General features: G+C 69.1%; 13 protein-coding genes. All 13 read right to left on the bottom strand.

What is annotated here, in order from left to right; genetic code table 11:
* Window positions 1–301: 301 nt before the first annotated feature.
* Window positions 302–3,436, bottom strand: a complete 3,135-nt coding sequence (gene ileS / locus GVY39_RS28095) for an isoleucine--tRNA ligase (RefSeq protein WP_159929793.1) — start codon at window positions 3,434–3,436, stop codon at window positions 302–304.
* A 298-nt stretch (window positions 3,437–3,734) separates the two neighbouring features.
* Window positions 3,735–3,935 carry a hypothetical protein gene (locus tag GVY39_RS28090; protein ID WP_159929791.1) on the bottom strand — a complete coding sequence of 67 codons (201 nt, stop codon included), beginning with the start codon at window positions 3,933–3,935 and terminating at the stop codon, window positions 3,735–3,737.
* A gap of 77 nt (window positions 3,936–4,012) precedes the next feature.
* On the bottom strand, window positions 4,013–4,870 hold the full coding sequence (locus GVY39_RS28085; protein WP_159929789.1) for a DivIVA domain-containing protein: 858 nt from the start codon (window positions 4,868–4,870) through the stop codon (window positions 4,013–4,015).
* Window positions 4,871–4,939: 69 nt separating this feature from the next.
* The gene (locus GVY39_RS28080; protein ID WP_039797136.1) at window positions 4,940–5,242 is read right to left on the bottom strand and encodes a YggT family protein; all 303 of its coding nucleotides are present in this window, start codon (window positions 5,240–5,242) and stop codon (window positions 4,940–4,942) included.
* A gap of 89 nt (window positions 5,243–5,331) precedes the next feature.
* The gene (locus GVY39_RS28075) at window positions 5,332–6,114 is read right to left on the bottom strand and encodes a cell division protein SepF (protein ID WP_159929787.1); all 783 of its coding nucleotides are present in this window, start codon (window positions 6,112–6,114) and stop codon (window positions 5,332–5,334) included.
* Window positions 6,115–6,219: 105 nt separating this feature from the next.
* Window positions 6,220–6,981, bottom strand: coding sequence for a YggS family pyridoxal phosphate-dependent enzyme (locus GVY39_RS28070; RefSeq protein ID WP_159929785.1), 762 nt, complete (start codon window positions 6,979–6,981; stop codon window positions 6,220–6,222).
* Between the two features lie 49 nt (window positions 6,982–7,030).
* Window positions 7,031–7,759 carry a peptidoglycan editing factor PgeF gene (gene pgeF, locus GVY39_RS28065; protein ID WP_159929783.1) on the bottom strand — a complete coding sequence of 243 codons (729 nt, stop codon included), beginning with the start codon at window positions 7,757–7,759 and terminating at the stop codon, window positions 7,031–7,033.
* A gap of 233 nt (window positions 7,760–7,992) precedes the next feature.
* The gene (ftsZ, locus tag GVY39_RS28060; RefSeq protein WP_159929781.1) at window positions 7,993–9,237 is read right to left on the bottom strand and encodes a cell division protein FtsZ; all 1,245 of its coding nucleotides are present in this window, start codon (window positions 9,235–9,237) and stop codon (window positions 7,993–7,995) included.
* A gap of 350 nt (window positions 9,238–9,587) precedes the next feature.
* Window positions 9,588–10,310 (bottom strand): FtsQ-type POTRA domain-containing protein, encoded by a 723-nt coding sequence (locus GVY39_RS28055; RefSeq protein WP_321210312.1) that lies wholly within the window; start codon window positions 10,308–10,310, stop codon window positions 9,588–9,590.
* A gap of 6 nt (window positions 10,311–10,316) precedes the next feature.
* The gene (gene murC, locus GVY39_RS28050; RefSeq protein WP_159929779.1) at window positions 10,317–11,834 is read right to left on the bottom strand and encodes a UDP-N-acetylmuramate--L-alanine ligase; all 1,518 of its coding nucleotides are present in this window, start codon (window positions 11,832–11,834) and stop codon (window positions 10,317–10,319) included.
* The gene (murG, locus tag GVY39_RS28045; protein WP_159929777.1) at window positions 11,831–12,943 is read right to left on the bottom strand and encodes an undecaprenyldiphospho-muramoylpentapeptide beta-N-acetylglucosaminyltransferase; all 1,113 of its coding nucleotides are present in this window, start codon (window positions 12,941–12,943) and stop codon (window positions 11,831–11,833) included. The genes murC and murG overlap by 4 nt, the downstream gene beginning before the upstream one ends.
* Window positions 12,940–14,382 carry a putative lipid II flippase FtsW gene (ftsW, locus tag GVY39_RS28040; protein ID WP_159929775.1) on the bottom strand — a complete coding sequence of 481 codons (1,443 nt, stop codon included), beginning with the start codon at window positions 14,380–14,382 and terminating at the stop codon, window positions 12,940–12,942. Before ftsW ends, murG begins: the two co-directional genes overlap by 4 nt.
* Window positions 14,379–15,821 (bottom strand): UDP-N-acetylmuramoyl-L-alanine--D-glutamate ligase, encoded by a 1,443-nt coding sequence (gene murD / locus GVY39_RS28035; protein WP_159929843.1) that lies wholly within the window; start codon window positions 15,819–15,821, stop codon window positions 14,379–14,381. Before murD ends, ftsW begins: the two co-directional genes overlap by 4 nt.
* Between the last annotated feature and the right edge of the window lie 46 nt (window positions 15,822–15,867).

The raw sequence follows: 15,867 nt of genomic DNA, 5'->3' as shown, positions 1-15,867 counted from the left end.
ATTGTGCCTGGGTTTTCGGCGAATTGTCGGGAATCAGCTAATTCTCAGCATGTGATCTACATCACTTAAGCGCACGCCGCCGAAGTGCCCGCCACGTGCTCGCACTGTGCGGTCTGATGCCGCACCGTCGACCCGGCTCCTGCGCGGTGCGACTGGACGACGAACGTTGCGCCATTCCCGGCGCAGCCTGCGCGGATCACCGAAGCCGGTGTCCAGCTGCGACAGTCGCCACGAGGACCGCGCGAAACGAGAGCCGGGGCGAGACCTTTCGGTCCCGCCCCGGCTCTCCGGTATCCGCCGCTCAGGCCTTGGTGATCCGCGCGCGCACGCCACCCACCAGCTCGGCGGCCGCCGGACCCGCGTCGCCGAAACTCAGCGTGGTGGCGAGGATCTCGCCCGCGATCAGGTCACGGTGGGCCTGGGCCCAGGCGGCCCGGTCCGCGGGGACGTCCAGGACCACGGTGATGCGGTCGGAAACGTCCAGCCCGGAGGACTTCCTGGTCTCCTGGAGGTCACGGATGAGGTCGCGCGCCCAGCCCTCGGCTTCCAGTTCCTCGGTGACCACCGAGTTCAGCACCACCAGGCCCGCGTTCGCGGGCAGCGCGGCGGTCGACTCGGGCTCGGCGGCGACCAGGCGCTGGGTGTATTCCTCGGGCAGCAGGGCGATTCCGGCCGCTCGGACGGTGCCGTCCGCGTCCTCGGACCACTCCCCGGCCTTCACCGCCTTGATCACCGTCTGCACGTCCTTGCCGAGGCGCGGACCCGCGGCGCGGGCGTTGACCACCAGCTCGAACCGGCCGTGCGCGTCCACGTCGGTGGTCAGGTCCACCTTCTTGACGTTGACCTCGTCGGCGACGATGTCGGCGAACGGCGCCAGCCGCTCGGCGTCGGCCGCGGCGATGGTGACCTCCGCCAGCGGCAGCCGCACCCGCAGGTTCTGCGCCTTCCGCAGGCTCAGCACCGTCGAGCACACCACGCGCACCTCGTCCATGGCGGCGACCAACTCCGGGTCGTCCGGCAGCTCCCCCTCCTTCGGCCAGTCGGCCAGGTGCACCGACTCGCCGCCGGTCAGCCCGCGCCAGATCACCTCGGTGATCAGCGGCAGCAACGGCGCCGCCAGCCGGGTGACCACCTCGAGCACCGTGTGCAGGGTGTCCACCGCGTCGCGGTCCTCACTCCAGAACCGCGACCGCGACCGCCGCACATACCAGTTGGTCAGCGCGTCGGCGAACGAGCGCAGTTCCTCGCAGGCGCCCGCGATGTCGTAGACCTCCAGCGCCTCGGTGATGACGTCCCTGGTCCGCGCGAGCTTCGCCAGGATGTAGCGGTCGAGCACGTGCGGCGAGTCGGTCCGCCACACACCCGGCTTCGAGGCGTACAGCTGCAGGAAGGTCCACGCGTTCCACAGCGGCCGCAGCGCGTGACTCACACCCTCGCGGATGCCGCGCTCGGTGACGATGAGATTGCCGCCGCGCAGGATCGGCGAACTCATCAGGAACCAGCGCATCGCGTCCGAGCCGTCCCGGTCGAACACTTCGTTGACGTCCGGGTAGTTGCCCTTCGACTTGCTCATCTTCAGGCCGTCGTCGCCGAGCACGATGCCGTGCGCGGCCACGGTCTTGAACGCCGGGGCATCGAACAGCGCCGTCGCCAGCACGTGCAGCGTGTAGAACCAGCCGCGGGTCTGCCCGTTGTACTCGACGATGAAATCGCCCGGGAAATGGCTGTCGAACCACTCCTTGTTCTCGAACGGGTAGTGCACCTGGGCATACGGCATCGAGCCGGACTCGAACCAGCAGTCCAGCACTTCGGGCACCCGGCGCATGGTCGACCCGCCGGTCGGGTCGTCGGGATTCGGCCGGGTCAGCTCATCGATCATCGGGCGGTGCAGATCGGCAGGGCGCACGCCGAAGTCGCGCTCGAGCTCGTCCAGCGAGCCGTACACGTCCACGCGCGGATAGGCCGGATCGTCGGACACCCACACCGGGATCGGGCTGCCCCAATAGCGGTTGCGGCTGATGTTCCAGTCGCGCGCGCCCTCGAGCCACTTGCCGAACTGGCCGTCGCGGATGTGCTCGGGCACCCAGGTGATCTGCTTGTTCAGCTCGACCATCCGCTCGCGGAACTTCGTGACCGCGACGAACCAGGACGGCACGGCCATGTAGATCAGCGGCTGCCCGGAGCGCCAGCTGTGCGGGTACGAGTGCTCGATGGTCTCGTGCCGCAACAACTTTCCCGCGGCCTTGAGGTCCTTGATGATCACCGGGTTGGCGTCGAACACCATCAGACCCTCGTACGGCGGGACCATCGAGGTGAACTTGCCGCCCGCATCCAGCGGCTGCACCAGCTCGATGCCGTGGGCCGTGGCGACCTCCATGTCCTCCTCACCGAAGGCGGGCGCGAGATGCACGATGCCGGTGCCGGAGTCGGTGGTCACATAATCGGCGGTGAGCACGCGGTGGGCGTTGGGGTGGCCCAGGAAGAAGTCGAACGGCGGGGCGTAGGAGACCTCGGCCAGCGCGGCGCCGTCGAACTCGCCGAGCACCTGCGCGTCCTCGCCGAACTCCCGCGCATAGTGCGTGACCCGTTCGGCCGCGAGCACATAGCGCTTGCCGTCGGCCGCGCGCAGGTGCACATAGCGGACGTCGGGGTGAACGGCGATCGCCAGGTTGGACGGCAGTGTCCACGGTGTCGTGGTCCAGATCAGCGCGTTGGCGCCGTCGAGTTCGTGCAGCGGGTGTTCCGCGGGCACGCGCAGCGCCATATCGACGGTGACCGCCGGATCCTGACGCATCTTGTACGCGTCGTCGAGGCGGGTTTCCTGATTCGACAGCGGCGTCTGCTCGTACCAGCTGTAGGGCAGCACCCGGAAACCCTGATAGATCAGCCCTTTGTCGTACAGCGACTTGAACGCCCACATCACCGACTCCATGAAGTCGGTATCCAGCGTCTTGTAGTCGTTGTCGAAGTCGACCCAGCGGGCCTGGCGGGTCACGTAGTCGCGCCATTCCCCGGTGTATCGCAGCACCGATGTTTTGCAGGCCGCGTTGAATTCCGCGAGGCCCATCGCATCGATCTGTGATTTGTCCGTTATACCCAGCTGCTTTTCGGCTTCGATTTCCGCGGGCAACCCGTGGCAGTCCCATCCGAATCGCCGATCGACCCGCTTGCCGCGCATGGTCTGGAAACGCGGAACGAGATCCTTGACGTATCCGGTGAGCAAATGTCCGTAATGCGGCAGACCGTTGGCGAAGGGCGGCCCGTCATAGAAGACGAATTCCGCTGCGCCGGAACGGTTTTCGATGCTGGCGCGGAAGGTGTCGGCGGCCGCCCACGCGTCGAGCACGCGGCGCTCCATCTCGGGGAACGACGCCCCGTTGCCGACGCTCAGGTCGACGCGCGGGTATGCGCTGTTGCTGGAAGTGTGGTCCGCCATGGCGGATGCGTCTCCTCGTGCCGTGTTCGTTGGCACGGGGACGATGACGGCGCCCGGTGCGCCGAAACCGCGGTACCACCCCGCTTGTCCGGCGTGACGAACACCGGACCTCTCATTCACGAGCTGTGACGGGCTCACCCGTTCGGTTCTACTGAGCGGCCGCCCCGCAGGCCGTGCCGCCGTTCTTCCGAAGGCTCCCCGGTGATAGCCGGATCGACGCCGTATTCATGTTTGATTCTAGCCGCAGCGGTCAACTCAGTTTGTAAGGCAGGTCGGCGCCGGGCCGGTGCGGCCGCCTTCACCGTTTGGCATGACGACCAGGAGGCGGCGGGGAATCACCATCCGGACTCCGTATGGACAAGGCACTCACCAGCAAGAGCATCGCACCGACGACACACACCACGATGCAGCCCCACGCCCAGATCACCGAGCCGGTGGTGAGCGCGGCCACGAGCAGGGCGAAGCCGATCGCGGCAAGGACGAGTGTCAAGACGAGCATGGTGACCCCCAAGGCATGCCGGGCGGCTCGACAGTTCCTCTAACGGTATGCGAACTGCTGCGCTGGGGCGCCGCGCGCTACTTGCCGCCCTTGGCGAAAGAGGCCGGCGCGAGGTTGTTGGCCGTGTTGGCGTCCGCGAAGGCTTCGCCACCGTCGACCGGCACCGCCGAGCCACGGTTCTCCAACTCCTCGAGCTGCGACTCCAGGTACGACTTCAACCGCACGCGGTACTCGCGCTCGAAGGTCTTGAGCTGCTCGATCCGGCTCTCCAGGACGCTGCGCTGCTGAGTGATGGTCGCCATGATCTCGGTGTGCTTGCGCTCGGCGTCGGCCTGCAGCGCGTCGGCCTTCTCCTTGGCCTGGCGCAGCTGGTTGTCCGAGCGGGTCTGCGCGTCCGACAGCATCGCGTCCGACTTCTGGCGGGCGTCGGCGATCATGGCCTCCGACCGCGTCCTGGCGTCTCCGACCAGTCGCTCGGAATTCGCCCGGGCATTCGACAGCAAGCTCTCCGCCTCGGCCTTGGCGTCGCTGGTCAGCCAATCCGCCATCTCCTGGGCGAGGCTGAGCACCTTGGCGGCCTGCAGGTTCGCGTCCGCGCCGGGAGCGTCCTTGGCCACCGGAGCGGCGGGCATCGGAGCGGGCGGCGCGGCGGGAACCGGCGGCTTGATCGGTTCCGGCTGGGGCGGCGGGACCTGCTGAATCGGCGCTTTCACGGTGTTCGCCATCGCCGGACCGCGGTTCTTCTTGGCATCGGCCAGTTCCGCGTCGAGTTCGGCGACCCGCTGGCGCAGATCGGCGTTCTCCTCGATCAGACGCGAGAGCTCCTGCTCCACGAGATCCAGGAACGCGTCGACTTCATCCTCGTTGTAGCCGCGCTTCCCGATCGGCGGTTTGCTGAACGCGACGTTGTGCACATCGGCTGGGGTCAGCGGCATGGAAGGATCCCTTCACGCGTCTTTTGGAGATCTAGCAGATCTAGCAAGCTGTCTACACGGCCCATTCTGTCACACCGGAGCTACCGGTTGCCCGAGCCTGCCCACGATCGACATCAGGATGAAGACGATGAAAAGCAGGACCATTATCGACAGATCCAGGCGAATTCCGCCCAGTGACACGGGGGGTATCAACCGCCGCAGCAGTTTCACCGGAGGGTCGGTGATCGTGAAGATCACCTCCAGGACGACGACCACGACACCGGTAGGACGCCAGTCTCGGGCAAAGCTACGGATGAACTCGACGATCACCCGGCTGATCAGCAACAGCCAGAAGATGAACAGTACGAAGTACAGCACCGCGAACAAGGCCACGACTTCACTCTGCCGTAAAAATCGCGTCGCGCAAAATGCCCGCGCCCCACAACCTGCATCCGGTCTGCTCCACCCCCCAGATCACGACCTTATTTCTGGTTGTAGAAGCCGGTTTCCGCGATGCGCCTGCGTTCTTCCGCTGATACGTCGACGTCCGCCGGTGAGAGCAGGAACACTTTCGTCGCCACCTTGTCGAACGACCCGCGCAGCGCGAAGGCCAGGCCCGCGGCGAAGTCGACCAGCCGCTTGGCGTCGGCGTTGCTCAGATCCACCAGGTCCATGATCACCGGATTGCCCTCGCGGAAACGTTCGCCGATGATGCGAGCCTCGCTGTAGTCGCGCGGGCGCAGCGTCGTGATCTTGGACAAGGGGCCTCCGTCCTCGAAGATCCCGGGCCGCCGCACCGGGGCGGGCTCGGGACGCACGCGCTCCTCCAGCCTGCGCTCTTCCGCGTCGGGGTCGACGGCGAGCGCGCCACGGGTGGCGCCACGCAGCGTCGGCGCGCTCCCACCTGCCCGGAACCGACCCGACGGGGCGGAGTCGATCCGGGTGGGACGGCGGGGCGCGTCGTAGCGGTCGTCGCCGTAGGGCTCGTCGGCGTAGTCGTCGCGCCGCGACACCGAGTAACCCGCCTTGTACGGCGACTTGTAGGCAGGCTCGGGGTAGTCGACGTCGTCGAAACGGCCTGCGCCGTACCGGTCTTCGCCGTAGCGATCGACGTAGCCGTCGCGGTCGGAGTAGTCACGGGGCCGGGGCCGGCGAGCACCTCGCTCGTCCACGCCTCGGGGGGCGCGATCGTCGACGTAGTCGTCTTCGTAATCCTCGAGCGGAACCATGCCGAAGTACGCCTTGAACTTGTGCAGCGTGCTCATTGGTCGACCTTCCTTCGGCCCCGGTGGCGGCCGGGTGTTGAAGTCTTGCTCAGCCCTCTTCAGTTCCCAGCATATGTGTCGAATGTGACTGATGAGGTTTCTTTGCTAGCCCGAGGTTATCGGTCGTATACCCATCAAGGCGGTACCGACACGCACAACCGTCGAACCGTGTTCGATCGCGGATTCGAGATCACCCGACATTCCCGCCGAAAGCTCCGTAGCGTCCGGATGATCGGCGAGCAACAGCGTGTGCAACATCGCAAGTCGCGCAAATGCGGCATCAGACTCCGCCCCCAAGGGCGGAATGGCCATCAGACCCGACAAACGTAATCCCGGAGCTTCCGCAATCCGTCCGGCGAGGGCGGGGAGATCGCCCGCCGCGACGCCCCCTCGGGTGGGGTCGTCATCCAGGCTCACCTGCAGCAACACGCGGACCGGTTCGGTACGATCCCCCGCCTCCAACGCGGCTGTCGCACCCGCGTCAAGAGCGGTTGCCAGCCGTTCGCTGTCTACCGAGTGAACGGTGTGCGCCCAGCGGGCGACAGCGCGTGCTTTGTTCCGCTGCAACCGCCCGATCATGTGCCAGCGGATGCCGGAGAGGTCTTCGTCACGCAGGGCCGCCACCTTGGCGGCGGCCTCCTGCTCCCGCGACTCGCCGAACTCGCGCCAGCCGAGCCGATGCAGAATCGCCACATCCGAGGCGGGGAAGAATTTCGTCACCGGCAGCAGCCGCACCGACTCCGGCGACCGGCCCGCCGCGTGACATGCCGCATCGATGCGGGCGAGCAGACCCGCCAGGTTGTCCGACAGCTCGGCGGTCCGCGCCGCGAGCGCCTCGTCCACCGCGGTCTCCGCCTCGGCGCTCATGCCCGCACCCCGCCGGCGCCCGGCATCGCGCGGACGGCGCTTCGCGCGCTCATGCGGAAGCCTCCATCCAGATCACGCTGCCGATCCGGCCGGTCGGCGCGCCGCGACGATGGCTGAACAGGGTCTGATCCTCGATGGTGCAGCGCGGGTCGACCGCGATCGCGGCGACGCCGGCCTCGGTGAGCTGCCGGGAGATGCCCGCTCGCAGGTCCAGGCCAGGGGTGCCGCGGACGGTGGTGGTCGCGCTGCCGGGCAGATGCGCCTCCACGTCGTCGCGCATCGCGGCCGGAACCTCGTACCGGCGACCGGACGCGGCGGGCCCGAGCAAGGCCCCGACCCGCTCCAGGCGTGCGCCGACCGACACCATCGCCTCCAGCACACGCGGCACGATGCCGATGCGTGCGCCGACCCGCCCGGCGTGCACGGCGGCGATCACGCCCGCCGTGTCGTCGGATAGGAGGATGGGCACGCAGTCGGCGCTGAGCGCGACCAGCGCGAGCCCGGGCACGGTGGTGACGAGGGCGTCGGTGACGGGGACCGGCTCGGCGCGCGGGCCGTCGACGATCTCCACGTTGCGGCCGTGGATCTGTTCCATCCAGACCATGCGCTCGGGCGTCAGGCCGATTCCCTCGGCCAGCCGATCGCGGTTGCGCCGCACCGCCGCCGGATCGTCGCCGACGTGGTCGCCGAGATTGAACGAGTCGTAGGGCGGCGCCGAGAAGCCTCCGGACCTGGTCGTGGTGACCCGTCGGACAGTGATGGTCGGCGCGATAGTCATGGCCCCGAGCCTAGTGGCGCTCGGTGAAGGCCGTCGAAATCCCCAGGTAGAGGCCGGATTTTCACCCGGCCGATCGCGCTCGGCCGCTTCGCGCGCCTGCGCTCCCCCGAAATAGCTTGTCGGTCGTCACACTTCGGGACACCGCTCCCCGTGTCCCGCCCGCGCATCCCGGCGCGGGCCGGGATCGCTGTTCCAGCTCGGTCCCGGCCCGCGCCGGAACCGTACTCCTGCGCTCAGCCCCTCCGCATGAACGAGGGCACGTCCACGTCGTCGTCATCGTCGCCGGCGTCCGGCGGCGTGATGTGGGACCGTGAGTTGGTCGTGACCGTCGGCTCGGCCAGCGTGCGTGCTCGTTCGGTGTCGCGGTAGCTCGGAATCGCGCCGCGGCCGGCCGTACCCGCGGTGGACGTGCTCGGCGTGCTGTCGCTGCTACGCGCGGCGATCTCACTGGCGCGGCTCTGCCCGATCTCGCCCGAGCGCGCGGTGCCGATGGTGCTGCGGCCCGAGTTCTCGAAAGTGCGCCGGGCAGGCCCGCCGCCGTCGAAGCCAGCCGCGATCACGGTGACCCGCACCTCGTCCCCGAGCGAGTCATCGATCACGGTGCCGAAGATGATGTTGGCCTCGATGTGCGCGGCTTCCTGCACGAGCGACGCCGCCTCGTTGATCTCGAACAAGCCCAGGTCGGACCCGCCCGCGATCGACAGCAGCACGCCGTGCGCACCGTCCATGGACGCTTCCAGCAGCGGCGAATTGATGGCGGACTCGGCCGCTTTCACCGAGCGGCCCTCGCCGCGCGCCGAACCGATACCCATCAGCGCGCTGCCCGCCCCGGACATCACGCTCTTGACGTCGGCGAAGTCGACGTTGATCAGGCCGGGGGTGGTGATCAGGTCGGTGATGCCCTGCACACCGTTGAGCAGCACCTCGTCGGCGGAACGGAACGCGTCCATCAGGCTCACCGCGGCGTCGCCGAGCTGCAGCAGCCGGTCGTTCGGGATGACGATCAGCGTGTCGCAGGACTCGCGCAGCAGGTTGATGCCGACCTCGGCCTGGTTCCCGCGCCGCTTGCCCTCGAAGGAGAACGGACGGGTGACCACGCCGATGGTGAGCGCGCCGAGCTTGCGCGCGATCTGCGCTACGACGGGGGCGCCACCGGTACCGGTGCCACCGCCCTCACCCGCGGTGACGAAGACCATGTCGGCGCCCTTGAGCACCTCTTCGATCTCGTCCTTGTGGTCCTCGGCGGCCTTGCGCCCGACTTCGGGGTCGGCGCCGGCTCCCAGACCGCGGGTCAGTTCACGGCCGACGTCGAGCTTGACGTCGGCGTCGCTCATCAGCAGCGCCTGGGCGTCGGTGTTGACCGCGATGAACTCGACACCTTTGAGTCCCTGCTCGATCATCCGGTTGACGGCATTCACACCGCCGCCGCCGATACCGACGACCTTGATCACCGCAAGGTAGTTGTGCGGGGGCGTCATGGGCTCTCGCCTTCCTTCGATCTAAAGCCTGTCGTTTTCGGATTCTCGGCACGCCGCTCGGGCCCGTTCCGCGGGTGGGGTCGCTGCGAAGAAGCGAACCGCGGTTCGGCAAACCCTAAAGCTCAACCATAGGGTTAGCGTTATGTCAAGTATCCGACTGGTGCGGAACGCTATTCGCAGCCGACGCGATACGCGCGCAGGCGCGCCGAAACGAGAGCCAGAATCTTGCGTGATCCCGCTCGTCTCGCCGCTCCACACGTCGTATGGTGAACGGTTGCCCCCCGGCCCTCTTCTCGGCGCCGGAACCACTTCCGGGCCGCCGAAAATTCCCTGGACGCAATGGGTGTGGATCACTTTACCGTGACCAGATTGGGACTCGAAACATCGAACACCGTTCCGGGGCGTGTCAACAACGGCAACACGACCGCCGCCTTTCGTTCGGCGTCGTTGGTCCCGCCCCAGAGTACCGTGCGACCGTCCTTGAGATTCAGCGAAATATCCGAAATGGACCGTGCGGCAACCTCCTCCACGAGAACCGCCAGCGCAGCAGGCACGATGGCGAGTATGGAGACCGCCGCCGCGGTCAGCGGATCGGCGCCGCCGGGATGATCGGTGATCAACTTCGGCACGCCGATAGGCGCGGTCTCCACCGCGAATTCCACGCCCTCGGCATCCAGCAGATGCGCGCCTTGCGGGCTGTCGTAGAACAACACCGGAACGCGCTCGACGACCGTCACCCGAACCGTGGACGGAAATACGCGCTGCACCCGTGCGGTGCGCACCTTCGGAATGCCCGCCACCCGCCGGGCGATCGCGCTGGTGTCGATTCGCAGCATCGAGCGCCCGGACGGGATTTCGAGCACATCTCGCACCTGTTGTTCGGGTACTGCCACCGCCCCCTCGATCCGCACGATGCGCACCGAGAGCACCGGGGTGAACCAGGCGAGGGCACAGACCACCGTAAGAACGCACACGCCCAGCAATCCCCACAAGCGAATTCGGCGCCATTCGAGCGCGCCGAACCGATCACTGGCGCGGCGCCCGGCCGCGCGCGCCGACCCGACCCCGCGCACGCCGGGTCACCGTCCGTGCTGGGGACGCGCCCGTAATCCGTCGAGAATCTGGCTGCCCAGCATCGTCACGTCGCCCGCGCCCATGGTGATCACCACGTCGCCCGGCAACGCCAACCCGGCGACCTGGCGCCCGACCCGGGACATATCCGGTTGATAGTGCACCGGTTTCGTCACCGACTGCGCGACCAGCGCGCCGTTCACGCCGGGCAGCGGCTTCTCCCGCGCGCCGTAGACGTCGAGCACGACGACCTCGTCGGCCAGGCTGAGCGCGGCGCCGAAGTCCGCGGCGAAGGTCGCGGTCCGGCTGTAGAGGTGCGGCTGGAAGACCACGATGACCCGTCCCTGCCTGGAGCGGGCGCCGTCGCGGGCCTCCTGCTGAACCAGTTCGGCGGCGGCGCCGAGCACGGCGCGCACCTCCGTCGGGTGGTGGGCGTAATCGTCGAAGACGCGCACGCCGTTCTCCCGTCCGGCGAACTGGAACCGGCGGTGCACACCCCCGAACCCCTCCAGGCCCTGAATGATCTCACCCATGTCGGCGCCGGTGGCGTGGGCGGCCAGCAGCGCTCCGAGCGCGTTCAGCGCCATGTGCCTGCCCGGTACCGACAGGCGCAGCGTGCGCGGCGCGGCCTCGTCGGCGAGCTGGAATTGCACGATCCCGCCGACGTCGCGCGGCTCCCAGCTGTGCAACCGCGCGCCCACCGGGACCGGCGCGTCCGCGAGGTCTCCGGAGCCGTAGCCGAGAACGCGGACCTCGCGCCGCGCCAAACGCTCGCCGACCCGCTCGGCCAGCGCGCGCGAGCCCGGATCATCCAGGCACACCACCAGCAGGCCCCCCGCGGCGACCCGGTCGGCGAAGTCGTCGAATACCTGCACGTAGGCCTCATCGGATCCGAAGAAATCCAGGTGGTCGGACTCGATATTGGTGACAACGGCGACGTCCGGGTCGTACTGCAGCAGTGAGCCGTCGCTCTCGTCGGCCTCCGCCACGAAGATGTCGCCGGTGCCGTGGTGGGCGTTGGTGCCCGCCTCGTTCAGTTCGCCGCCGACCGCGAACGACGGGTCGAACCCGCAGTGCTGCAACGACACGATGAGCATCGAGGTGGTGGAAGTCTTGCCGTGCGTACCGGAGACCAGCAGCGTCCGATGCCCCCGCATCAGCGACGCCAGCACCGTGGGCCGCAGCAGCACCGGGATGTCGCGACGGTTGGCCTCGACGAGTTCCGGATTGGTCTTCGGGATGGCCGCGTACGTGGTGACCACCGCGGTCGGGCCGCCGGGGAGCAGGTCCAAGGCGGTGGCGTCGTGCCCGATCCGCACCTGCGCGCCCCGAGCCCGCAGGGCGAGCACGCCCCGGCTCTCCTTCGCGTCCGACCCCGACACCGCGCCGCCGCGGGCGAGCAGGATCCGGGCGATGCCGGACATACCGGCCCCGCCGATCCCGACCATGTGCACGCGTTCGAGTTCCGGGGGCAGCCCGCTGCGTTCGGTGTCCGGTCCCGCCTGGTCTGCCGTGGTGTCGCTCATCGGCGCGCCACCGCCGCCGCGATCCGCGCCACCTCGTCGGCGGCGTCACGGTGCCCGGCGCCTGCGGCGGCCCGGCCCATCTCGGTCAGCCGTGCGGAGTCCATGAGCAGCCCAATCACCTCATCGATCACGTATTTCGGCGTCAACTCGGAATCGGGGACAATTCTGCCACCGCCCTGGCGCACCACGGGCCGGGCGTTGAGTTCCTGCTCCCCGTTGCCGTGTGGCAGCGGCACGTAGAAGGCGGGCAGCCCGACCGCGGACACCTCCGCGACGGTCATCGCGCCCGATCGGCAGACCACTGCGTCGGCGGCCGCGTAGGCGAGGTCCATCCGGGACAGGTACGGCACCGCGAGGTAACGAGCGCCGTCCCGGCCGCCCGCGGCGGAGTCGCCCAGGTCGAGGATGTTCTTGGGTCCGTGCGCGTGCAGCACCGAGATCCCGGCGGCGGCGAGCTGGGGTGCGGCTCCCGACACCGCCTCGTTCAGGGTGCGCGCTCCCTGCGACCCGCCGAAGACCAGCAACACCGGCCCTTCGGGTGGGAGGCCGAAGTGCGCCCGCGCCTCGGTGCGCAGTGCGGCGCGGTCCAGTCCGGTGATCGATGCGCGCACCGGAATGCCCACCACCTGCGCGTTCGGCAGGCCCGAGTCCGGGACCGCCGCCAGCACCCGCGCCGCGCGGCGGGCGCCGACCTTGTTCGCGATGCCCGCCTTGGCGTTCGCCTCGTGTACCACCACCGGGACCGGGCGCCTGCGGCGCAGCACGCCCGCCCCCGCGGCGAGATACGCCGGAAGCGCCACGTACCCGCCGAAACCGATGATCACGTCGGCCTCGACCGCATCGATGACGGCGCGGGTGGCGGCCACCGAGGCCCGGACCCGTCCAGGCAGCCGCAGCAGATCCATGGTGGGTTTGCGCGGCAAGGGGACCGGAGGGATGAGCTCGAGCGGATAGCCGCGTTCGGGAACCAAGCGGGTCTCCAGCCCGCGCTCGGTGCCCAGCGCCGTCACCCGGATCGAATCGTCGAGCCGCCGCAACGCGTCCGCCACCGCCAGTGCCGGTTCGATGTGGCCCGCCGTGCCGCCGCCCGCGACGATTACCGAGATCACCTAGATCTTCCCCGTTCTCTTGCATGGTTGACCGGATAGCTGGGTTCCCAAGCCCTGGTGGCGCGCGCCGAGCTGGTGCCGCGGCTCTCCGGCGAACGCCGCCGCGGCGGTTCGGCGCCGTAGCGCCCGCGCCTGCCCGGCGGCAGTGCCGACGGTCCACGCTCGCCCGCCCGCGGCGCCCGGCCGCGGCGGCCCGAGCCGGCCCGAGCCGGTGCGTACACCTCTGGTTTGGGCAACCGCAACAGCCTACTGAAACGACCGTCCTGTCCGGCGTGCAGCGCCGCGACCGCCTCCGGCTCGTGTCTGGCCGCGCTGGCGATGATGCCGAACATGAACAGCGTGATGGCCAGTGACGATCCGCCCGCGGAGACCAGCGGCAGCTGCAACCCGGTGACCGGGAGCAGGCCGACCACATAGCCGATGTTGATCAGTGCCTGCGCGGTGATCCAGGTCGTCGCGGTCGCGGTGAGCAACCGCAGGAACGGATCCACCGACCGGGCCGCGATCCGCAGGCCGGTGTAGACGAACAGCGCGAACAGGCCGAGCACCAGCGCGCAGCCGAGATAGCCGAGTTCCTCGCCGATGATCGCGAAGATGAAGTCGTTGTGCGAATTCGGCAGATAGCTCCACTTGGCGCGGCTCTGTCCCAGGCCGCGTCCCCAGATACCGCCGTCGGCCAGCGAGTACAGCGCCTGCCGGGCCTGGTAGTTGATGCCCTGCGGGTCATCGCCGGGGTTGAAGAACGCGCGCATCCGGTCGGAGCGATAACCGGCGGACAGCGCTAGCACGCCCGCGGCGATCACGCCGGACAGTGCGATCGTCACGAACAGGCGCACCGGCAGGCCGCCGAACCACAGCAACGCGCCGAGCACGACACCCAGCGCGATGGTGGTGGACAGGTTCGGTTGCAGCACCACGAGCAAGCACACCAGCAGACCGGCGGGGACCAGCGGAACCAGGATGTCCTTGAGGCTGGCGCGCTCGGCGCGGCGGGAGGCCAGCAGGTGCGCGCCCCACACCACCAGCGTCACCTTCACGACCTCCGACGGCTGCACCGAGACCGGCCCGAGCACCAGCCAGCGGCGCGCGCCCTGCACCTGCGAACCGATGCCGGGTATCAGCACCAGCAGCAGCGCCAGCACCGACAGCGCGAACAGCGGGAAAGACCACTGCCGCAGCCTGCGCAGGGGAATGCGCAGCGCCAGATAGAACAGCACGGTGCCGACGGCGGCGAACATGGCCTGCTGGATGAACAGCGAGTATGCCGATCCGCCGTCGGCGTAGGCCTCCACGCTGGAGGCCGACAGGACCATCACCAACCCCAGCACGGTGAGCAGGGTGGCGATGGTGACCACCAGATGGAACGACGCGAGCGGCCGCGCCAGCCAGGCCCAGAACCGAGGGACCGCCTCGCGCTTGCGCCGCGCCGATTCCGTCATAGCCGCCGTCCGATGTCACCGTCTTCCAGGGCGTGCACCGCCGCGGCGAAGCTGCGGCCCCGGTGCGTGTAATCGGTGAACATGTCCAATGACGCGGCGGCCGGCGCCAGCAGCACGGTGTCGCCGCGGCGGGCGAAGCCCGCGGCGGCGCGCACGGCCCGCGCCATGACGGCGTCGGCCGCGGCGGTCGGAGACGCTGCGTCACCCATCCTTGCATCGTCTCCCGCGACCAGCTCGACGACCGGGACATCGGGCGCGTGTCGCGCCAGCGCGGCCGCGAACACCGGCGCGTCGGCGCCGATCAGCACCGCCGCGACCAGACGGTCGGCGACCTCTTCGATCATGTCCTCGACGTGAGCGCCCTTGAGCTGGCCACCGGCCACCCAGACCACCTGTGGATGCGCCAGGATCGATGACCGCGCGGCATGCGGATTGGTGGCCTTGGAGTCGTCGACGAAGTCGACTCCGGCCAGTTCGCGCACGAACGCGGCGCGGTGCGGGCCGACCTTGTGCTCGACCAAGCCTTCCCGAACGAACTGCGGCGCGACATCGATCGCCCTGGTCAGGGCCGACGCGGCCAGCGCGTCCGCGACGCCGGCGGGGCCGGGCGGGCTGATGTCGCCGACCTCGGCCAGAATCGCGGCCTTGGTGAACGCGCGGTCGAGCAGTTTGCCGTCGACCACGCCGAGTTCGCCGTCGGCGGGCACCCCGACCCGGAAACCCACGGTCCGCCGGGCCTTGGACTTGCGCGCCAGCGAGGCTGCGACCGGATCGTCCAGGCCGACCACGCCGACCCGGCCGACCAGCGCCCTGGCCTTGGCCGCGGCGTAGGCGTCCAGGCCGCCGTGCCAATCCAGGTGATCCTCGGCGACGTTGAGGACGACACCGGCCTCCGGGCGCACCGACGGCGCCCAGTGCAGCTGGAACGACGACAGCTCGACCGCGAGTACCTGCGGGCCGGGGTTACGCCGCAGCGCGTCCAGGATGGGTAGGCCGATGTTGCCGCAGGCGACGCTGGCGATACCGGCGGCGCGCAGGATCGCGTGGGTCATCTGGGTCGTGGTGGTCTTGCCGTTGGTGCCGGTGACGACCAGCCATTTGCGGACCGGTCCGTAGATCCTGGCCTGATCCACCCACCAGGCGAACTCGACATCGCCCCACACCGGCGTGCCCTCGGCCACCGCGGACGCCAGCACCGGCGAGTCCGGCCGCCAGCCCGGGCTGGTGATCACCAGCGCGAACCGGCTCCAGTCGGTGTTCTCCAGCTCCGCGCCGGTGGCCACGTCCAGTCCGAGGCCTGCGGCCTCGGCCAGGGCCGCGGCGCCGCCGTCGGTGACCACCGGACGCGCGCCGATGTCGCGCAGCGGTTCGACCAGCGAGCGTCCCGACACGCCCCAGCCCGCGACCAGGACGTCGCGACCGCGGAGGAATTCCAGCATGGGCCCGGGTGAGCGCAGTGCCCGCGGAGAATGTTCGACCATCTCG

The organism is Nocardia sp. CY15 (assembly GCF_009829295.1).
Taxonomy (GTDB): Bacteria; Actinomycetota; Actinomycetes; order Mycobacteriales; family Mycobacteriaceae; genus Nocardia; species Nocardia sputi.
The sequence above is the reverse complement of the archived record's forward strand: the minus strand, read 5'-3'. Positions and strand labels throughout refer to the sequence as shown.